The organism is Nocardiopsis sp. CA-288880 (genome assembly GCF_050955985.1).
Lineage (GTDB): Bacteria > Actinomycetota > Actinomycetes > Streptosporangiales > Streptosporangiaceae > Nocardiopsis > Nocardiopsis tropica.
This window is the reverse complement of record NZ_CP192105.1, coordinates 1,080,161-1,099,468: the sequence shown is the minus strand read 5'-3', so window position 1 is coordinate 1,099,468 and position 19,308 is coordinate 1,080,161. Positions and strand designations below refer to the sequence as shown.

Below are 19,308 nucleotides of genomic sequence, written 5' to 3'. Positions count from 1 at the left end.
CTTTTCCGGTCCCGATAACCTTGGGTCATGCCCGACTCCATGTCCTCGCAGCCCGCCCAGACCGACACGACCTCCCGGACCGCCGCCGGCGACGGCGGCCCCCACTGGCCCGCGCCCGTGGCCGAGCGGCCGGTGCGCGCCCGGCTGGCCCTGCCCGGCTCCAAGTCGGTCACCAACCGCGCCCTGATCCTGGCGGCGCTGTCCGAGACGCCGTCGGTGGTGCGCCGTCCCCTGGCGAGCCGGGACAGCGAGCTGATGGTGGGCGCCCTGCGGGCGCTGGGCGTGGGGGTCTCGCAGGTGGGCGGCGACCTGGAGGTCACGCCCGCCGCGCTGCGCGGACCGGCCTCGGTCGACGTCGGCAACGCGGGCACGGTGATGCGGTTCGTGCCCCCGCTGGCGGCCCTGGCCGCGGGCGAGGTGCGCTTCGACGGGGACCCGCGCGCCCGCGAGCGGCCCGTGGGCGAGCTCCTCGGCGCCCTGCGGGCGCTGGGCGCCGACATCGACGACGGCGGCCGGGGGGCGCTGCCCATGACCATCCGCGGCACAGGCGGTGTGCGCGGTGGCGAGGTGATCCTGGACGCGTCGGGTTCGTCCCAGTTCGTGTCGGCCCTGCTGTTGAGCGGGGCACGCTTCGCCGAGGGCGTGCACGTACGCCACTCGGGACCTCCGGTGCCGTCCCGGCCGCACCTGGACATGACGGTGGAGATGCTGCGCGCCGCCGGGGTGTCCGTGTCGGTGGAGGAGAACTCCTGGAGGGTCGAGCCGGGCCCCGTCGAGGTGTCCGACATCACGGTGGAACCGGACCTGTCCAACGCCGCGCCGTTCCTGGCGGCCGCGCTGGTCAGCGGGGGCGAGGTGACGGTCGAGGGATGGCCCGGGCACACGACCCAGCCCGGTGACGAGCTCCGTTCGCTGTTCACGCGGATGGGCGGGGAGGTGACCTGGTCGGAGGCCGGCCTGACCCTGCGCGGCACCGGGGAGGTCCGCGGCATCGAGGCCGACCTGCGCGACGTCGGCGAGCTCACCCCCACCGTCGCGGCGGTGGCCGCGCTGGCCTCCACGCCCTCCCGGCTGACCGGCATCGCGCACCTGCGCCGACACGAGACCGACCGGATCGCCGCCCTGGCCGCCGAGGTCAACCGGCTGGGCGGCGACGTCGAGGAACTCCCCGACGGCCTGGTCATCCGGCCGCGCCCCCTGCACGGCGGGGTGTTCCACTCCTACGACGACCACCGGATGGCCACGTCCGGCGCGGTGATCGGGCTCGCGGTGCCCGGGGTGGAGGTGGAGAACATCGCCACCACGCGCAAGACGCTGCCCGACTTCCCGGGCCTGTGGGCGGAGGCCCTGGCATGAGCCGCACGCGGGGCGGGGGACGCCACCTGGACGAGGACGACATCCGCGTGCGCGCCCGGGGCGGCTCCAAGCCCCGTACCCGCAACCGGCCCAAGCACGAGGGCGCCGTGGAGGGCATGGTCACCGCCGTCGACCGGGGCCGGTACCGGTGCCTGGTCGACGGCGTACCGGTGGTCGCCATGAAGGCCCGCGAGCTGGGCCGGGGCTCCATCGTCGTCGGCGACCGCGTGGACGTGGTCGGCGACCTGTCCGGCCGGGCGGACACGCTGGCCCGGGTGGTGCGGGTCCGCGACCGCGGGTCGGTGCTGCGCCGCACCGCCGACGACACCGACCCGGTGGAGCGGGTGATCGTCGCCAACGCGGACCAGTTGGCCATCGTCTGCGCCCTCGCCGACCCGGCCCCGCAGCCGCGCTTCGTGGACCGCTGCCTGGTGGCCGCGTACGACGCCGGGCTCTCCCCCCTGCTCTGCCTGACCAAGGCCGACCTCGCCGCACCGGACGAGCTCGTGCGCGTGTACGAGCCCCTGGGGGTGCCCTTCGAGGTCCTCAGCCCCGAGGGCGGCCTGGAGGGACTGCGTGAGCGCCTCTCCGGCCGGACCACGGTCCTGGTGGGCTCCTCCGGTGTGGGCAAGTCCACCCTGGTCAACCGGCTGGTTCCGGGCACCGACCGGGCGGTGGGCCACGTCAACGCGGTGACGGGGCGGGGCCGCCACACGTCCACGTCGGCCGCGGCCCTGCCCTTCGAGGGCGGCTGGCTGATCGACACCCCCGGCGTGCGCAGCTTCGGCCTGGCGCACATCTCCCCGGAGGACATCGTGGCGGGCTTCGCGGACCTGGCCGAGGCGGCCGAGGGCTGCCCGCCCGGATGCGCGCACCAGCCCGACGCCGTCGACTGCGCGGTCGGCACGGCGCTGGAGCGCGGCGAGCTCGACCCCGCCCGTGTGGCGTCCCTGCGCCGCCTGCTCGCGAGCCGCGAGGGGGACACGGACGAGCCGGAGGCCTGAGCCGGCCCCTCGCGGCGGCCCCCGTGCCGTTCCGGGGCCCCTCCGGCGCCGCGTCAGCCGCCGACCGGCTGCCCGAGGTCCCGGACCGCCTCCCCGGGTTCGGGCGGGACCCCTCCGATGTTGGCGCGCCCCCGGTCGCCCAACGGGGCGAGCGCGTCGTTCAGGGAGCGGCCGAGCGGGGTCAGGGAGTACTCGACCCGGGGCGGCACCTCGCCGAAGTCCTTGCGGTGCACGATGCCGTCGCCCTCCAGCTCCCTCAGGTGGGAGGCGAGGACCTTCTCGGTGACGCCGTCGAGCGCGCGGCGCAGCTCACCGAAGCGGTGGGGCCGCTCGTCCAGGGCCCAGAGGACGAGCACCTTCCACTTGCCGCCGATCACGTCCATCGCCGCGTCGATACCGCAGTGGTAGGCGTCCGCCCCTCGTCTGACGACCATCCCCGCACCCCTTCCGCCTGCACGCTCACCCTCGGGTGAGCACGCACTTCACAGTGCGTACTTGTCGGCCCCCGCGCCGTGGACGGGCCTGGTCGACATGACGAAGACCTCACCGGGCGCAGACCCGGCCGCCAAGCCCCGTATCGCCCTGCTCGGCCTGGGTTCCATGGGCTCCGCCCTCGCCCGGACCTGGCTCGCCGCCGGGTACCCGCTGACCGTGTGGAACCGCACCCCCTCCCGCGCCGAGCCGCTCGCCGCCGAGGGCGCCGACGTCGCCGCGACCGCCGCCGAGGCTGTCGCCTCCGCCCGCCTCGTGGTGACCTGCCTGCTCGACGACGCCTCCGTGGGCGAGGCGCTGGAGGGCGCCGACCTCTCCGGCAGGGACCTGGTGGACGTCACGACGGGGACCCCCGCCGAGGCCCGCGCCCGCGCGGAGTGGGCCCGGGAACGCGGGGGGGCGGTGCCGTCCGCGGAGGGCTCGGGGAAGCGGACCCGGGGCGTCACAGCTCGACCGTGCCGCCGCACCGCCAGTAACGGGTGCGGTCGCACTCCATGAACCCCTCGTCGACCAGCCCCCTCCGGAGCGCGGACACGTCGGCGCTGAAGCCGCGCAGGACCGTGTTGACCTCGTCCCCGCTGTAGCGGACCCCCGGCTCGAAGGCGCGCGCGACCCGGTCGAGCAGGACCAGCCGGGCGGAGCGGCGGACGGGGATCGCGGTGATCCGCCCGTCCTTCATGCAGGAGCGCAGCACCTCCAGGCGCTCGTGCTCCGGCAGGGGTCCGTCCAGCACGCCACGGGCTCCTCTCAGCGGCCGACCTGCAGCATTCCGTGCACCACCGTCTCGACCCGGCGCGCCGCCTCGTCGGGGTCGATCGGCTGGAGGGCGTAGGAGACGGTGAGCCGCACGTTGACGTCGGCGACCGCGTCGGCCACGGACGGGTCCAGGTCCGGGCGCCGCCCGTTCAGCATGGCGGCGATCCGCTCCCCCAGGACGTCCAGCAGCGGGGCCGAGCGGGTGGTGAGCACCGGCAGGAGGTCGCGGTCCCCGGTCACGACGGCGTGCAGCAGGGGACTGTCCCGGGCCGCCCCCAGCACCAGCCGGGTGGCCCGGCTGACCACGTGGGCGGGGTCCCCGTCCTCGGCGTCCAGCAGGAGCACCACGCGGTCCAGCAGTGCGTTGACCTCGCGTACCACGATGGCCTGGAGCAGGCCCTCCTTGCTGCCGAACACGTTGTACAGGGTCTGCCGGGACACCCCGGCCGCCGTGGCGATGTCCGCCATGCGGCGCTCGGCCCAGCCGCCGGAGACGACTTCGGCGCAGGCGGCGTCCATCAGCCGCTCCCGCGCCGGGACGCCCTCGGCCCGCGCCCGTCCGCTCACCGTGTCCATCCCCCCATCCTCCCACCCGCGGCGGTGCGCGCCCGTCCCCCGGAGGGCACGGCGGCGGCCGGAGCGCCGGGTTTCGCCCCCGCGGGGCTCCGCTAACACTCTGATCACGCGCGTGTGCCGCTTTGGCCATGTTCGTGCCGGGGAGGGTAGCGTTACCGGCCATGGCGTCCTTTGACGATGATCTGCGGCTGGCCCACGTGCTCGCCGATGCTGCCGACGACCTCGCGCTCAAGCGCTTCCGAGCGCTCGACCTCGTCGTCGACACCAAACCCGACCTCACCCCGGTCACCGAGGCCGACCGGATGGTGGAGGAGACCCTCCGCGGCGTCCTCTCGCGCGCCCGGCCCCGGGACGCCGTGGTCGGTGAGGAGTACGGCCGCACGGGCAACAGCAACCGGGTGTGGGTCATCGACCCCATCGACGGCACCAAGAACTACGTGCGCGGGGTGCCCGTGTGGGCGACCATGATCGCCCTCCTGGAGGGCGACCGGCCGGTGGTGGGCGTGGTGTCCGCGCCCGCGCTGCACCGCCGCTGGTGGGCGTCCAAGGGAGCCGGGACGTGGCAGGGCCGCAGCCTGTCCAAGGCGACGCGCTGCCACGTGTCGAAGGTGCCGGACCTGGCGGACGCCTCCCTGAGCTTCTCGTCGCTGACCGGCTGGGAGGAGCAGGGCCGCCTCGAATCGTTCCTCGGGCTGACCCGCTCGGTGTGGCGCACCCGCGCCTACGGCGACTTCTGGTCGCACGTGATGGTCGCCGAGGGCGTCGTGGACATCTCCGCCGAGCCGGAGCTCTCCCTGTGGGACGCGGCCCCGCTGCCGATCATCCTGGAGGAGGCGGGCGGCCGGGCCACCGACCTGCGGGGCGAGGGCTTCGAGGACGGCGGGCCCCTGGTGTGCACCAACGGTGCGATCCACGACCAGGTGCTGACCTGGCTGAACGGCGGCCCCACACCGCTGCGCCGGAGCTGAGCCCCCTCCCCGCACCGCCCACCACAATCACATAATGCGCTCACTCGAACACGTTCCGTAGTAACGTGCGTCGTGTGCTGACCATGAAAACCCTCGGGACGGCCCTGTGCGGGGCCGCCGTCCTGCTGGTCACCGCCTGCGGCGGCGGCCACGGGTACAGCCCCGAGGAGCTCAACGAGATGATCGCCGACGCCGTGCGCACCTCGGCCCGGGACGGCGTGGCCGGCCTGGGCGTGCCCGACACGTCCTTCGACCCGACGACGTACATGTGCGCCCCCGCGGTGGACGCCCCGGACGCGGGCTCCTGGCGGACCGAGGCGCCCCGCTCCCCGGCCGACCGCGGAGAGGCGGTCGAGCTGGGCGTCCTGGTGCCCGCGGACGCGGGGGCCTCCTCCCTGACCGCCTCCGTGATCGGGCCGGGCGGCGAGGCCGCCACGGCCGGGGCGGACGCCGAACCCGGGGAGTGGAGCCGCCTCCGCTACCCCGACGACTTCGGCGCGAGGGCCGAGAGCGGCGTCCACACCGTGGTCTGGTCCGACACGGAGTCGGGGACACCGCTCACCTGCGACGGCTTCGAGGTGGACTGACCCCGGGGCCGTGTCCTGAGACCGCGGTTCCGGTCATACCGCACGAAAAACCGCGACAATCCGAAATTGCCGCCGTTCGGGGTGAACCGAACCCGCCCTTCCCTGCGATGGCTCTGATGAAACCCCGCTGAACGCGGGCATCCCGGCGCCGCCGTCGCGGCGCCGGCCCACAGACACCACGGAAGGGGCCGAATGCTGCGTTCCCTCATAGCCGGGATCGTGCTGGCCTTCGCCGGTTCGCGGGCCAACGTGGCCAGAACCATCCTCTCCTGCACGGGCATCGTCGTCGGCGTGGGCGCGCTGGTCCTCGTGGTCAGCGCCAGCGACTTCGGCCAGCGGTTCGCCACCGCCTACAGCGAGGCCAACGCCGGCCGGCCGGCGACCCTCGAGGTCAGCGTGTTCGAGGAGACCATCACCGACCGCGCGGCCTTCGAGGAGGACCTCGTCCGCGCGGGCGGCCGGGACGTCTCGCTCTACCAGTCGCCCATGGAACCTCCCTCGATCCGCTCGGGCGACACGGTGGTCACCGAGGCGAGCTTCACCGGGGTCGACCCGTCCCTGGGCGACATCCGGCGGATGAACATGCTGGAGGGCCGCTGGTTCTCCGACGCCGACACCGGCTCCCTCGCCCCCGTGATGATCGTCAACGAGGAGCTGGCCGCCGCGATCGGCGACCTCGCCCGGGTCCAGGTCGGCACCGACCACTGGATGGACGTGCGCGTCATCGGCGTCCTGGAGAGCTCCGCACTCGACTCCGGCTGGTACAGCGCGTACATCCTGCGCTCCCCCGCGTCCGAGGAGCTGATCTTCGGTTCCGGCTCCTCCGACGAGGAGGAGGAGTCCGAGGCCGAGGCGATGTACGCGATGGGCGTCCCCACCACGTACCAGGTGCGCATCGACCCGGAGGACCCCGCCGCGGACGACCCCTGGGGGGAGATCTTCACCGAGCGGCTCGGGTCGGCGTCGTGGCGCTGGGGCGTCGAGAACCGCGAGTCCCTCTCGTCCTACCGCTCGGACTACGCGGAGATGACGAACGAGGCCATCGCCTACCTGTCCCTGGCCCTCATGGGCATCGCCGCCGTCACCCTCACCACCGGCCTGCTCGGCGTGCTCAACGTCGGCCTGGTCACCGTGCGCGAGCGCCGCCGCGAGCTGGCCACCTACCGGGCCCTGGGCGCGAGCCGGTTCACCCTGTTCGTGGCCGTGGTCATGGAGTCGGTCGTCGTGTCGCTGGTCGCCGGGATCATCGCCATCGCCGGGTGCTGGGCGGTGCTGGCGGCCGGCGGGGCGGTCCTGGGCTCCTTCGTCCAGCTGCCGGACGACATTCCGCTGAACATCCCCCCGGCCGGGGTACTCGTCGGACTGGGCAGCGCCGCGCTGGTCGGGCTGCTGGCCGGGATCATCCCCGCGATGCGGGCGCTCGGCGCGTCCGTCGTCGCCGGACTCCGGGAATAGGAGACACACGTGAAGAAGTGGATCGTCATCGGTGCGGTGCTGGTCGTCCTCGGAGGGCTGGCCGGCACCGGCTATTTCCTGCTGGGCCGACTGGGAGACCCCTCCGACGAGATGCTCATGGACCCGAGCGCCATGGACGTCGGCGGGGCGCCGGTCGAGGTCGTGATGGGCGAGATCAGCTCCGTGATGGTGCTGGACGCCGTCGTCGAGGCCGAGCCGGGTGAGGCGGTGAAGGCGCGCGGCGGCGGGACCGTCACCCACCTGTGGGTGGCGGACGGCGCCGAGGTCGAGGAGGGAGCGCCGATCGTCAACGTGAGGGTGCAGGCCGAGGCGGCGCCCGAGGACGCCGAGGGGGCCGCCGACGCCCCGGCGACCACGGAGACCACCCTGTACGCCCCGACCGGCGGCACGGTGTCCGGGCTGGACGACGTCCTCGTCGGCGACGTGCTGGAGCCCGGGGCCGCGGTCGCCGAGGTCGCCCCCGACCGGTTCCGCGCGGTCGCGTCGATCCCGGCCAACGACCTCTACAGGTTCTACGAGGACCCCGAGGACATCATGCTCAAGATCGACAAGGGCCCGCCGGCCGACGTCTGCGAGTTCCTGTCCCTCGGCGCGGACGGCGGCGGTGGAGGCGGCGAGGACGCCGGCGGCGAGACCGGCGAGGAGGGGGCCGGCGGTGGCGGCGGCAGCCGGCTCACCTGCCGCGTCCCCTCCGACCTCCAGGTGTTCGACGGGGTGCAGGGCCAGCTGTCCGTCACCACCGGCGAGGCGGAGAACGTGCTGGTCGTGCCCGTGACCTCCGTGCGCGGCACCTCGGAGGAGGGCGAAGTCGTGGTGGTCGCCGGCGACGGCTCCGAGGAGGTCCGCGAGGTCCGGCTCGGCATGTCCGACGGCTCCCTGGTCGAGGTCACCGAGGGGCTGGCCGTCGGGGACATGATCATGGACCCCGTGCCCCTCGACCCCCGGTTCGACGTCCCCGGCGCCGGGGACGCCGAGGAGGACCTGATGGGCGAGGAGGGCTAGATGTCGGTCCACGTACCGGCCCCGGAGGCCGGATCGGCCCCGCCCGACCCCGCCCCCCTGCTGAGCGTGGAGGGGGTGACCCGGCACTTCACCGTGTCGGGGGACCGCATCGACGTCCTGCACGACTGCACGTTCCGGGTGCGGCGGGGGGAGGTCGTCGCGATCGTCGGGCAGTCCGGCTCGGGCAAGTCCACCCTGCTGAACATCCTGGGCCTCCTCGACAAGCCCAGCGGCGGCTCCTACACGTTCGACGGCGTGGACACCACCGCGCTCGGCGAGGGCCGCAGGTCCTGGCTCCGGGGCGAGGGCATCGGCTTCGTCTTCCAGCAGTTCCACCTGCTGGAGCGGCGCACCGCCCTGGCGAACGTGGCGGTCCCCCTGGTGATCGCCGGGGTCCCCCTGCTGCGCCGCCGCGCCCGTGCACGCGAGCTCCTGGAGTCCGTGGGCCTGGGGCACCGGCTGAACTCCGAGCCGCACCAGCTGTCCGGCGGTGAGCAGCAGCGTGTGGCCCTGGCGCGCGCGCTGAGCCGCGACCCCGGGCTGGTCCTCGCCGACGAGCCCACGGGCGCCCTGGACGCCGCCAGCAGCACCATGATCATGGACCAGCTGCTGGAGCAGGCGAGGATCCGGGACTCGGCCGTGGTCGTGGTGACCCACGACCCCAAGGTGGCCGCTCGGGCGGACCGCGTCGTCGAGCTGGTGGAGGGCCGCACCCGCTGACCGCGCGGGAGCCCGGGCGCAATCCCGCCCGGGCTCCACCGCACACGGTGACGGCCGACATACGAGAAAACACCGGGTGGAATTCCACCCGGTGTTTTCCTCGGTAGCGGGGACAGGATTTGAACCTGCGACCTCTGGGTTATGAGCCCAGCGAGCTACCGAACTGCTCCACCCCGCGTCGTGATCTCTATTTTAGGGCTTGTGACCCCGGGTGGCAAATCGGTTTTCCGTGAGGACTACCGGTGAGATCCCACCCTGTGGCCTTCCGGTTTCCCGTCCGGCCTGTGACCACTCTACCAGGCTTCTCTTCCCGGTCGAGCCACTCAAGCGCGCCCTTTCGAGCGTGTTCCCCGAAATCAACCGAAACGGTAATTCCGAGAAAAGCACCGGACCCGGGATTTCTCCCGGGTCCGGGTCTTGGTAGCGGGGACAGGATTTGAACCTGCGACCTCTGGGTTATGAGCCCAGCGAGCTACCGAACTGCTCCACCCCGCGTCGTTGTGTTCACAGACTAGCGTGCCCCGGCCGATAACCCAAATCAGCGTTCCGGGACGCGGGCGGCCGGCGTCCTCCGCGTCCCGCGGGCCCCCGCACGAGGGCGGGGCGGGACCCGAAGGCCCCGCCCCGCCGGTGCGCCCCCGGGAAGGGGGCGGACCCGGTCCTACTCGTTCATCTGCTCCTCGATGGCTTCCAGGGCCTCGCGCAGGCGGTCGTTCGCCTGCTCGTTCGACTCCTGGGCCTCCTCCCATGCCTCCACGGCCTCGTTGAGGGCGTCGGTGAGCTCCTGGTCGGAACCGCCACCGCCGCCGCCACCGCCACCGGCCTCGTTCTCCTCAGGGGTCTCCTCGGGCGCCTCCTCGGGAGTGCCCTCGGCGCCCTCGAAGAGGTTGCTGAGCGCGTCCGGCAGGTTGCTGCCGATCGCGACCTCCTCGCCGAAGCCGACCATGACCTGCTGGAGCAGCGGGAAGGAGGCGCTGCCGCCTCCGCCGGCCTGCACGTAGAGGGGCTCCACGTAGAGCAGGCCGCCCGCGAACGGCAGGGTGAGCAGGTTGCCGCGCGTCACCTCGGCGTTGGACTGCTCCAGGGGCAGCAGGACCTCCCGGACGTCGGCGTCCGCGTCGAAGGCGTTCTGCACCTGCCCCGGACCGAAGATCACCGTGCTCCGCGGCAGCTCCAGCAGCTTCAGCTGCCCGTAGTCGTCGGAGCGCGGATCGCTGTCCACCGCCATGAAGGCCGCCAGGTTCTCACGGCCGCGAGGAACGAACGTGCTGGTCAGCGAGAAGCTGGCCTCCTCGGCGCCCGGGTACTGGATCGTCTGCCGGTAGGGCGGCTCCGGGGCCTCGGTACCGCCGGTCGGGTCGTTGGGCACGGCCCAGAAGTCCTGACCGCCGTAGTAGGCCGCGGCGTCCGTGACGTGGTACTCGCGCATGATCTCGCGCTGCACCTTGAACAGGTCGTCCGGGTAGCGGACGTGGTCGATGAGCTCCTCGCTCATCTCGTCCCGGCTCGTCACCGTGCCCGGGAAGGAGTCCATCCAGGTCTGGAGGACCGGGTCCTCCTCGTCCCACGCGTACAGGGTGACGGTCCCGTCGTAGGCGTCGACGGTGGCCTTCACCGAGTTCCGGATGTAGTTGACCTCGTTGCCGGGCAGGGCGCCGACCTGCTGCGCCGACCCGTCCGTGAACGTGTCGGTCACCGCCTGGGTGAAGTCGATCCGGTTGGCGTACGGGTAGCCGTCGGAGGTGGTGTAGGCGTCGACGATCCAGACCACCTTGCCGTCGACGACCGCCGGGTAGGGGCGGCTGTCCACGGTGAGGTAGGGGGCGACCTTCTCCACGCGGTCCAGCGGGTCGCGCTCGTAGAGGATGCGCGAGTCGCCGGTGATGGCGCTGTTGAGCAGGATGTTCGGTTCCTGGTACTTGATCGCGTACAGGATCCGGTCGAAGAAGTTGCTCAGCTGGACGCCGCCGCTGCCGTCGTAGCGGTTGTAGGCCTGCGAACCGCTGGGGTCGGCCTCCTCCTCGGTGCCCTCGGTCCCGTCGCCGCCCTCGGCGGGCGGGTCCTCGTTCGTGGGCTCCGGGCTCTCCTGGGCGTCCGCGTCGCCCGGCGCCCGGGCCTCGTCGGGGGCGGGGCTGACCTCGGGGTCGACCGCGTCGTCCAGGGTCGGGACGTCCGCGGTGTCCTCCTCCGAGTCGAGGGGGTAGTCGTACTCCTCCTCGGCCTGGACGATGACGTACTCGGCGCCCTCGCGGCCGTAGTAGATCCGCGGCTGGTACTCGCCGGTGACCTCGCTCAGCTCGCCCCGCGGCGGGATGTTGTACTCGGTGAAGACCGGGCGCCCCTCGGCGTCGATGTCGCTGCCGGTGGCGGCGACCATGCCGTAGCCGTGGGTGTAGATGAGGTGCCGGTTCAGCCAGTTGTCCTGGTCGTCGGGCGGACCGTCCAGCTCGCGGACGGCCACGATCGTGTCGATCAGGTTGCCCTCGGCGTCCGGGTAGCGGTCGACCTCCAGGACGTCAGGGAACTGGTAGAAGCCGCGGACCTGCTGCATCTGCTGGAAGGTCTGGGACACCACGGAGGGGTCGGCCAGGCGCACCTTGGTGCCCTGGGACTCCTCGACCAGGTCCTGCGCGCTGAGCTCGGTGGTGGCGTCGTAGGCCTCGACCTCGGCGTCCGCGATGTCGTACGCGTCGCGCGTGTACTCGATGTTGCGCTCGATGTACGGGCTCTCCAGGCGCTGCTCGTTGGGGTTGACCTGGAAGCGCTGGACGATCTCGGGGTAGGCGACGCCGACCAGGACGGCGGACAGCACCAGGAGCCCGAGGCTGGCCATGGGGACCATGGTGTTCTTGAAGTAGATGTTCGCGAAGAACAGCACCGCGCAGATCACCGAGATGACGGTGAGGATCATCAGCGCGGTCTTGACGGCGTTGACGTCGGTGTAGGACGCCCCGAAGGTGTAGCCGCGCTCGGAGAAGACCAGCCCGTAGCGGTCCAGCCAGTAGGAGCCCGCGCGCAGCAGCACGAAGAGCCCCAGGAGCACCGAGAGGTGCACGCGGGCGGCCGGGGTGGCGCGCTGTCCGGTGTCGTTCTGGAGCCGGACCCCGCCGTACAGGTAGTGCACGATCACCGCGGCGATGAACGCCAGGATGACGGCCGCGTACAGGTAGCCGAGCAGGATGCGCAGGAACGGGTAGGTGAACGCGAAGAACGCGACGTCCATCCCGAACTCGGGGTCGTTCACACCGAAGTCGGTGCTGTTCGTGAACTGGAGGTACGCGCGCCAGTCACCGCTGGCGGCGACCCCGGCCAGGAGCGCCAGGGCCCCGACGGCGATCCAGAAGAAGAGCTTGCGGTGCGGGTCGATGGACTGCCGGTAGCGGTCCAGGCCCTGCTGCTCCAGGCTCATCGGCCGGATGCCCGGCCGGGAGCGGTACGCGAAGTAGACGCTGGCGCCGACGATGACGGCCATCACCAGGCCGGCGACGGCGAACAGGAGCACGCGGGTCCACAGCTCGGTCAGGAAGACCGAGGTGTAGCCGACGGAGCTGAACCACTTGTAGTCGGTCCAGAAGTTCGCGGCGAGCATCAGCCCCGCGATGATGACGACCACGGTCGCCGCGACTGGCGCGAGCAACCTTGATCGGCGAGGCATACGCGCAGGTGGTGCGCCGGGCGATCGGAAGCTCACGCCTCCCCCTCGTTCTGGCTTGGTAGGTGCGTTCGGTGCGCGTGTGGCGCCTTATTACTGAAAACTTAAATGGTGGGTGCCGGGTTCCCGAAATCACCCTCACGCGGGTGACAAGGCTGCATCGTTGCTGTATCGGAGTCGCATCCGGGAGGCCCCGTTGCGACCCTACTGTCCGGGAACGGGAGCCGCGGGGTTCCCACATCGGTCACTATGGAAACGTGTCGAACATTCGCGAAGCCGTCATGGACCTCGAACGCCACACCGCCGAGCAGGGCTGGGACCGGCCGCTGGGGCTGTACGCCCTGGTGCCGACCGCCGAACTGCTGCGGGCGGAGCCGGCGCTGGCCGATCTGCTGGGGATCGGCTCCCCTGCCGATCCCGACGAGTTGACCCCGGTCGAGCAGGAGCCGCTGCCCGACGACCTCCCCCTGGAGGAGGCGCTGGGGCGCATCCTCTGGCCCGAGGGCGTGGCGGGGTGCGCCCTGGTCATGGAGCGCCTGGTGGTGAAGGGTTCGGACGAGACCCTGGCCGCCGGCGAGGACCCGAGCGCGTCCGGCCGCGAGACCGAGGAGATCCGCATGGTCGCGGGTGTGATGCGGGACGGTTCGCGGCACTGCGCGATGCGCATGCGCAGCCACGACAGCGAGTCCGAAGTGCTCAACGGCGCCGACCTGATCCCGGCGCTGACCTCCGCCCTGGCGCTGACCCTGGACCTGGAGGAGCCGGACGGGGAATGACCCCGGCCGGTCCGCGAGGGAGTGCGGGAGGCCCCCGCCGTGACGGCGGGGGCCTCCCGTGCTCTGCCGTCCGCCGCCCGGCCGCGGAGGGCCGGGTTCCGGCCGGGGCGCGGGGCGGCTCCGGCCGTGCCCGGCCCGCGGCCCCTACCCGCAGCGGGGGAGGTCGTCGCCGCCGCCGCGGATGGTCTCCAGGGCGTCGACCGCGTCCGTGAGGGTCTCGACGCGCACGACGTCCAGCTCGCCGTAGGCGGCCGACTGCGCGACCTGGGAGCAGCTGTCCGCGGCCACGAAGAAGTACTCGGCGCCGGCGCGCTGGGCGCTGACCATCTTCTGCGGGATGCCGCTGATGCCGCCGACCCGGCCGTCGGAGGTGATGGTTCCGGACCCGGCGACGTCGACGCCTCCGGTGAGGCCCTCCTCGCTGAGCCGGTCCATGATCCCGAGGGCGAACATCATGCCCGCGCTGGGGCCGCCGATGTCGCCGATCGTGATGTCCACGTCCACGGGGAAGTCCATCTGGTCGGAGATGAGCACGCCGACCGCGGCGCCGCCCTCCTCGCCCTCCTCGGTGGGGATCTCCACGTCGACCGCCTCCCCGTCGCGCTCCAGGGTGAGCCCGACCGGTTCCCCGGGCTCCCGGTCCCCGACCCGGTCCACGACCGCCGAACTGCCGACGGCCTCCTCGGAGCCGGCGCCGCTCACGGTGGGGACGGCCGTGCCGTCCACTGCGAGGATGACGTCGCCCTCCTCGACCTCCCCGTGCGCGGGCATGCCCTCGACGGTCCCGTTGACCACGGGGACCGCCTCGTACTCCATGCCGAGCTCGTTGAGGGCGGCGGCCGTGGCGCTGGTCTGGGAGTCGTTCATCTGCACGGTCTGGCGCTCGCTGACCTCCTCGGGCGTGCGCCCCGCGGGGAACAGCAGCTCCTCGGGGAGGACCGCCTCGGTGGGCGAGAGCCACGCGGTCACGACGCCGAAGAAGTTGAGCCGGTGCTGGGGCCCGCCCGCGTACTGGACGGTCACCATCGACAGGGAGCCCTCGTGCTCGTAGCTCTCGGCCCCGCCGATCTCGATCACGGGCCCCTCCTCGGTCTCCCCGACCGTGTTCACGGTGAGGCCCGGGGCCGCCACCAGGTAGGGCAGCGGGAGGAGGAGGCTGCCTGCTCCGAGCCCGACGAGAAGGGCGAGAGCGACAACAAGGGTCATGACACGACGAACCATGCGCACAGCTTATTGCCGACGGAGGGCCCGGTGCGCTCGTCCCCGCCCCGGCCCGTCCGGGCCGGACCCGGGCGCCGCCGGGGCGTGTTCCGGGGACGCCCGCGGTGGGCCCGGCCCCCGCGCCGGTCGCCGCGGACCCGGAGCGGCCCGCGGAACGCCGCCTACGGCCGAGGCTCGCCCACCCACTCGCCGTCGCCGTCGCTGAAGGCCTGCTGCTTCCAGATGGGCACCTCGGCCTTGAGGTCGTCGATGAGCCTGCGGCAGGCGGCGAAGGCCTCCTGCCGGTGCTCGGCGGCGGCGGCCACGACCACGGCGAGGTCGCCGATCTCCAGGTCGCCCACGCGGTGCGTCGCGGCCATCCGCACGACCGGGCGGCCGGGCGCGGACGTGTCCGCCAGGACCTTCTCCATGACGGAGCGCAGCTTGGCCTCCACCGTGGGGTGCGCGGTGTAGGACAGCGCCGCGACGTCGCGGCCGTGGTCGTGGTCGCGGACGGTCCCGATGAACACGGCGGTGCCGCCCGCGCGCGGGTCGGACACCGCGGCGAGCACCTCGTCCACCGACAGGGGGGTGTCGCGTACAGACGCCAGAGTGATCTCTTCCACGGTCCGACCGTACCAATCGGACGTTCCCCCATGTCGCGGCGGGAGTGCGCGTTCCGGGCACGTGTGCGCCCGTACGTGCACCGCCGGCCTCACCCGCCCTTGCGTTTGCGCAGGTGGCGGATGGCGGCGGCGGTGCCTATGGCCGCCGCCGCGGCGCCGGCCGCCCCGGCCGCGGTGATGGTGACCTCCTTGCGGCCCAGGCTGCGCCCCACGAGGGCGTGCTTGCCGCTCCTGGACTCCAGGAGGGCCCTCAGGGCCGCCTCGTTGTCGTGGCCGGGCTTCCAGCCCGCGTCGCGCAGCGCGGCGCAGTCCACCACGCACGGGTAGACGAGGAACTTGAGCTCCCCCTCCGCGGCGGGGGTGATCCTGGCCTGGTGGAGGCGCCGTATCGCTCCGAAGGCCAGGTTGGCGGGCACCTCGAAGTGCTTCATCCCGGCGACGGCCTCCACGTCCTCCTGGGTGAGGGAGCCCTCGCTCGCCACGGCGACGACGCCGTCGGAGCCCTCCACCCCGTGCAGGGCGCAGAAGGCCAGGGCGTCGGCGAGGTCGTCCTCGTGGCAGAACTGCCAGTGCTGCCTGTGCCCCTTGACGGTGAGCAGGCGGGGGGCGGAGAAGTGGCGGCTGAGCAGGGTGTCGAGCTCGGGGCCGACGAGCGGGGCGGGCCTCACCACGGTGACCGCGAGGCTGGGGTGGGCCCGGCGCGCGCGCTCGGCCAGGGCCTCGATCTCCGCGAAGTCGCCCATCAGCCCGTCGCTGTTGTCGGAGACGCGGGTGGCGTTCTCCGGGAGCGGCACGGGGTTGTCGGCGGCGGCGCCGTAGACCATGGTGCTGGTGACGAGGATGACACGGGGCACCCCCGAGGCGGCCGCGGCGGTGAGCACCGTCTGGGCCGCGCGGATGTTGTGCGCCCGGCGCTGGGCCGGCCGGGTCTCCAGGGAACGGTCGTCGGCGGTGTGCACGAGCACGTCGACCCCGTCGAGGCGGGACACCAGTCCCGGGTCGCACACGTCGGCGATACGCCATGTCACACCGCGCAGGTCGGCGAACTGCTCGTCGATCGCGACGATCTCCCGGGGGGCCGTGGAACCTTCCGGCGTGGCCAGGCGTTGCACGAGGAGCCGGCCCACTCCGGACGCGGCACCGGTGACAGCGACCACCGTGCCCGCTCCTCCGGAACGGCTGTGCTCTGGGCGAACCTGGCTGCTTTCGGTATTCACTCCGGGCGACTCCCAGCTAACGTGACAGTGGAGACCAAACCTAATCCTGCCTGAGGTCTGATGTGAGCGACCTGCCTTTCGGTTTCAGCATGCCGAACGATCCCGATGACGAGTCCGGACGCCGATCTGGCGACTCCGGCTCGGGTGCCGGCAGCGGCCGCCCGGGCGGAGGGGACTCCGGAACGCCGGACGGATTTCCGTTCGGCGACCCGCAGCAGATGGCCAACATGCTGCGCCAGTTCGCCGACATGATGTCGGCACAGCCCGGTCCCGGCCCCGGGGGCGGCGGCAGCACGCCGTCGTCCGGGGTCAACTGGGAGATGGCCAAGGACGTGGCACGGCAGACGGTCGCCCAGGAGGGCGACCCGAGCGTGCCGGTGTCCGACTACGCCAAGGTCGAGGAGGCCCTGCGCCTCGCTGACCTGTGGCTCGACCAGGCTACCGACCTTCCTTCCGGTGTCCAGACCGCCCAGGCCTGGAGCAGGTCGGAGTGGGTCGAGAAGACGATGGAGTCGTGGGTCCAGCTCTGCGACCCGCTGACGAGCAGGACCGTGCGCTCCATGGGGCAGAACCTGCCCGAGGAGATGCAGTCCGTGGCCGGCCCGCTGCTGGGCATGATCCAGCAGATGGGCAGCATGATGGTCGGCCGCCAGGCCGGCCAGGCGGTCGGCGAGCTGTCCCGCGAGGTCGTCGGCACCGCCGACATCGGGCTTCCGCTGGCCGGGGAGGGCAACGCCGCGCTCCTGCCGGGCGGGGTCGAGCGCTTCAGCGAGGGCCTGCAGGTCCCCGCCGACGAGGTGCGCCTGTACCTGGCCGCGCGCGAGGCCGCGGTGCACCGCCTCTACGCCCACGTGCCGTGGCTGCGCTCGCACGTGTACCGGCTCGTCAGCGAGTACGCGGACGGGATGTCGTTCGACGTCAGCGGCCTGGAGGACCGGCTCGGGGAGATCGATCTCACCAACCCCGAGGCGCTCCAGGAGGTCCTGGGCGGCGCGGGCGGCGAGAGCCTGCTCCAGCCCGAGGACACCCCTCAGCAGAAGGCGGCCCTGGGCCGCCTGGAGACCACCCTGGCCCTCATCGAGGGCTGGGTGGCGACCGTGGTGTCGTCGGCGGTGTCCGGGCGCCTGCCCCAGTCGGACGCGCTCTCCGAGGCCACCCGCCGCCGACGGGCGACCGGCGGTCCCGCGGAGCACACCTTCGCGGCGCTGGTCGGCCTCGAACTGCGCCCGCGCCGCCTGCGCGAGGCGTCGGCCCTGTGGTCCGCCCTGGAGGAGGCGCGCGGGATCGAGGGGCGGGACGCCGTGTGGCAGCATCCCGACCTGATGCCGACCGGCGAGGACCTGGACGACCCGGACGCTTTCGTCAGCGGCGGCGGGGACTTCGGCGGCGCCGACTTCGACATCTCCTCGCTGACGGGCGACGCGCCGGGGGCGGGGCCCGACCGCGGGGGCGCCCCGGAGGCGGACGGCTCCGAGGACGACGGGGACGACACCCGCGGGAAGGACTCGTAGGTGTCACTGCACGACGACGCCAGGGCGGTGCTGGGCGCGTGGACCGCGCCCGACGCCCGGCAGGAGGAGCTGCGCCGCTCCTACGTGGAGCACCTGGACGGGCACCCGGACGGCATGTGGCGCACCTGTCTGCCGGGCCACGTGACGGCGAGCGCCGCCATCGTCTCCGCCGACGGCTCGCGGGTGGTCCTCACCCTGCACCGGATCCACCGGATGTGGTTGCAGACCGGGGGCCACTGCGAGCCGGACGACACGACACTGGGGGCGGCCGCCCTCCGGGAGGCCGTCGAGGAGTCGGGCCTGCGGGACGTGACGCTCCTCCCCTCCCCGGTCCGGCTGGACCGGCACCGGGTGCCCTGCGGCGGGGGCAGCTTCCACCTGGACGTGCAGTACGCGGCGGTCGCCCCGGCGGATTCCGTGCTGGTGTGCGACCCCGACGAGTCGGCCGACCTGGGCTGGTTCCCTGTCGGCGACCTGCCGGAGCCCACCGACGACTCCGTGCGCGACCTGGTGCGCGCCGCCGCCGGGGCGGTGGCCGCGTACCGCGGCGCCGCGAGGGCCGCGGACGCCTGAGTCCGCGGGCATCCGGGCGCTCCGGCGCCGCGCCCCGGCCGCCTCCGGCAGGACCGCGGGGGCTACTCCTCCAGGGCGACCTCGGCGATGCCCAGTTCCTCCACCTCGTCCTCCTCCCCGTCCTCGTCGTGGTCGCAGGCCTCGGCCCGCGAGGCGGCACTGAACCCCTCCAGGTACCCGCGCGCGCGTTCGGCCCGGGGATAGCGGCGGACCAGGGCCCAGAATTCCCGTCCGTGGTGGGGGATGGACAGGTGCGCCAGCTCGTGGACGAGGACGTAGTCGACCACCCAGGACGGCATCCCGGCGAGGCGGCGGGAGATGCGGATCGTACGGGTGTCGGGGGTGCACGAGCCCCAGCGCGCGTTCTGGTTGTCGACCCAGCGGACGCTGTCGGGGAGTTCGGCGCCGCCGAGGTAGCGGCGGGCCAGTTCCAGCGCCCGGTCGCGGAGTTCGGTGTCGCCGGGGTGCCGGCGCCCCTCCCGGGCCTCCAGCCGTTGCAGCATGCGGCCCACCCAGCGCTTTTCCTCTGCGCGGGAGAACGTCGCGGGCACGAGGACGACCGTGGTGTCCCCGTCCCTGTAGGCCGACACCGTGCGTCGGCGACGAGGACTGCGTCGTACCTCGACTTTGGTGTTCGAGGGCACGAACTTTACGGTAGCCGAGAGGAGAGCTTCCGCACAGATATGACTTGTCCTGTTATGTCATTGATTTCCCACGATCCCCGGAACGCGGGATCCCGCCGGAAATCACGGTCCCGTCGCGCGTTCTGCCCTGACCAGCACGGTCCGGGCTTCGTCCGGGAGCACACAGTCGGGA

18 protein-coding genes, 2 tRNA genes and 1 pseudogene are annotated in these 19,308 nt (G+C 72.8%); 11 read left to right on the top strand and 10 right to left on the bottom strand.

The window, feature by feature from the left end; all coding sequences use genetic code 11:
• Positions 1–27 precede the first annotated feature (27 nt).
• Positions 28–1,356, top strand: a complete 1,329-nt coding sequence (gene aroA, locus ACQPYD_RS04935) for a 3-phosphoshikimate 1-carboxyvinyltransferase (RefSeq protein ID WP_433699957.1) — start codon at positions 28–30, stop codon at positions 1,354–1,356.
• Positions 1,353–2,360, top strand: coding sequence for a ribosome small subunit-dependent GTPase A (gene rsgA, locus ACQPYD_RS04930; protein WP_433699956.1), 1,008 nt, complete (start codon positions 1,353–1,355; stop codon positions 2,358–2,360). The genes aroA and rsgA overlap by 4 nt, the downstream gene beginning before the upstream one ends.
• 53 nt (positions 2,361–2,413) lie before the next feature.
• Here rsgA and ACQPYD_RS04925 read toward each other — a convergent pair whose 3' ends face one another.
• A complete protein-coding gene (locus ACQPYD_RS04925; protein ID WP_433699955.1) occupies positions 2,414–2,794 on the bottom strand; it encodes a winged helix-turn-helix transcriptional regulator in 381 nt (126 codons plus the stop codon).
• A gap of 166 nt (positions 2,795–2,960) precedes the next feature.
• Here ACQPYD_RS04925 and ACQPYD_RS04920 point away from each other — a divergent pair.
• Positions 2,961–3,248: pseudogene (locus tag ACQPYD_RS04920) on the top strand (NAD(P)-binding domain-containing protein); the annotation flags it as partial.
• 46 nt (positions 3,249–3,294) lie between these two features.
• Here ACQPYD_RS04920 and ACQPYD_RS04915 read toward each other — a convergent pair.
• On the bottom strand, positions 3,295–3,585 hold the full coding sequence (locus ACQPYD_RS04915) for a DUF2087 domain-containing protein (protein ID WP_330160701.1): 291 nt from the start codon (positions 3,583–3,585) through the stop codon (positions 3,295–3,297).
• Positions 3,586–3,599: 14 nt separating this feature from the next.
• Positions 3,600–4,184, bottom strand: a complete 585-nt coding sequence (locus tag ACQPYD_RS04910; protein WP_433699954.1) for a TetR family transcriptional regulator — start codon at positions 4,182–4,184, stop codon at positions 3,600–3,602.
• A 161-nt stretch (positions 4,185–4,345) separates the two neighbouring features.
• On the opposite strand from ACQPYD_RS04910, the gene hisN reads away from it, so the two are divergent.
• From hisN to ACQPYD_RS04885, 5 genes are all read left to right on the top strand, one after another.
• Positions 4,346–5,152 (top strand): histidinol-phosphatase, encoded by an 807-nt coding sequence (gene hisN, locus ACQPYD_RS04905; RefSeq protein ID WP_433699953.1) that lies wholly within the window; start codon positions 4,346–4,348, stop codon positions 5,150–5,152.
• A gap of 83 nt (positions 5,153–5,235) precedes the next feature.
• Positions 5,236–5,739 carry a hypothetical protein gene (locus ACQPYD_RS04900; protein ID WP_433701960.1) on the top strand — a complete coding sequence of 168 codons (504 nt, stop codon included), beginning with the start codon at positions 5,236–5,238 and terminating at the stop codon, positions 5,737–5,739.
• Between the two features lie 192 nt (positions 5,740–5,931).
• Positions 5,932–7,194, top strand: a complete 1,263-nt coding sequence (locus ACQPYD_RS04895; protein WP_433699952.1) for an ABC transporter permease — start codon at positions 5,932–5,934, stop codon at positions 7,192–7,194.
• A gap of 9 nt (positions 7,195–7,203) precedes the next feature.
• A complete protein-coding gene (locus ACQPYD_RS04890; protein WP_433699951.1) occupies positions 7,204–8,217 on the top strand; it encodes an HlyD family efflux transporter periplasmic adaptor subunit in 1,014 nt (337 codons plus the stop codon).
• On the top strand, positions 8,218–8,937 hold the full coding sequence (locus tag ACQPYD_RS04885; protein ID WP_433699950.1) for an ABC transporter ATP-binding protein: 720 nt from the start codon (positions 8,218–8,220) through the stop codon (positions 8,935–8,937). It begins immediately after the preceding gene.
• Between the two features lie 104 nt (positions 8,938–9,041).
• On the opposite strand, the gene ACQPYD_RS04880 is transcribed toward ACQPYD_RS04885, so the two are convergent.
• From ACQPYD_RS04880 to ACQPYD_RS04870, 3 genes are all read right to left on the bottom strand, one after another.
• Positions 9,042–9,115, bottom strand: a tRNA-Met gene (locus ACQPYD_RS04880).
• Between the two features lie 240 nt (positions 9,116–9,355).
• Positions 9,356–9,432 (bottom strand) — tRNA-Met (locus ACQPYD_RS04875).
• Between the two features lie 166 nt (positions 9,433–9,598).
• Positions 9,599–12,550 carry a UPF0182 family protein gene (locus ACQPYD_RS04870; protein WP_433701959.1) on the bottom strand — a complete coding sequence of 984 codons (2,952 nt, stop codon included), beginning with the start codon at positions 12,548–12,550 and terminating at the stop codon, positions 9,599–9,601.
• A gap of 296 nt (positions 12,551–12,846) precedes the next feature.
• On the opposite strand from ACQPYD_RS04870, the gene ACQPYD_RS04865 reads away from it, so the two are divergent.
• Entirely contained in the window at positions 12,847–13,365 is a 519-nt protein-coding gene (locus tag ACQPYD_RS04865) for a PPA1309 family protein (protein ID WP_433699949.1), read from the top strand.
• A 144-nt stretch (positions 13,366–13,509) separates the two neighbouring features.
• On the opposite strand, the gene ACQPYD_RS04860 is transcribed toward ACQPYD_RS04865, so the two are convergent.
• From ACQPYD_RS04860 to ACQPYD_RS04850, 3 genes are all read right to left on the bottom strand, one after another.
• The gene (locus tag ACQPYD_RS04860; RefSeq protein ID WP_433699948.1) at positions 13,510–14,571 is read right to left on the bottom strand and encodes a YlbL family protein; all 1,062 of its coding nucleotides are present in this window, start codon (positions 14,569–14,571) and stop codon (positions 13,510–13,512) included.
• Positions 14,572–14,747: 176 nt separating this feature from the next.
• Positions 14,748–15,191, bottom strand: a complete 444-nt coding sequence (locus ACQPYD_RS04855; protein WP_433699947.1) for a molybdenum cofactor biosynthesis protein MoaE — start codon at positions 15,189–15,191, stop codon at positions 14,748–14,750.
• 89 nt (positions 15,192–15,280) lie between these two features.
• The gene (locus tag ACQPYD_RS04850) at positions 15,281–16,348 is read right to left on the bottom strand and encodes an NAD-dependent epimerase/dehydratase family protein (RefSeq protein WP_433699946.1); all 1,068 of its coding nucleotides are present in this window, start codon (positions 16,346–16,348) and stop codon (positions 15,281–15,283) included.
• A 122-nt stretch (positions 16,349–16,470) separates the two neighbouring features.
• Between ACQPYD_RS04850 and ACQPYD_RS04845 the strand changes: the two genes are divergently transcribed.
• Positions 16,471–17,919 carry a zinc-dependent metalloprotease gene (locus tag ACQPYD_RS04845; RefSeq protein WP_433699945.1) on the top strand — a complete coding sequence of 483 codons (1,449 nt, stop codon included), beginning with the start codon at positions 16,471–16,473 and terminating at the stop codon, positions 17,917–17,919.
• On the top strand, positions 17,920–18,492 hold the full coding sequence (locus ACQPYD_RS04840) for an NUDIX hydrolase (protein ID WP_433699944.1): 573 nt from the start codon (positions 17,920–17,922) through the stop codon (positions 18,490–18,492).
• 62 nt (positions 18,493–18,554) lie between these two features.
• Here ACQPYD_RS04840 and ACQPYD_RS04835 read toward each other — a convergent pair whose 3' ends face one another.
• Positions 18,555–19,136: a M48 metallopeptidase family protein gene (locus ACQPYD_RS04835; protein ID WP_433699943.1), complete on the bottom strand. Its 582-nt coding sequence runs from the start codon at positions 19,134–19,136 to the stop codon at positions 18,555–18,557.
• Between the last annotated feature and the right edge of the window lie 172 nt (positions 19,137–19,308).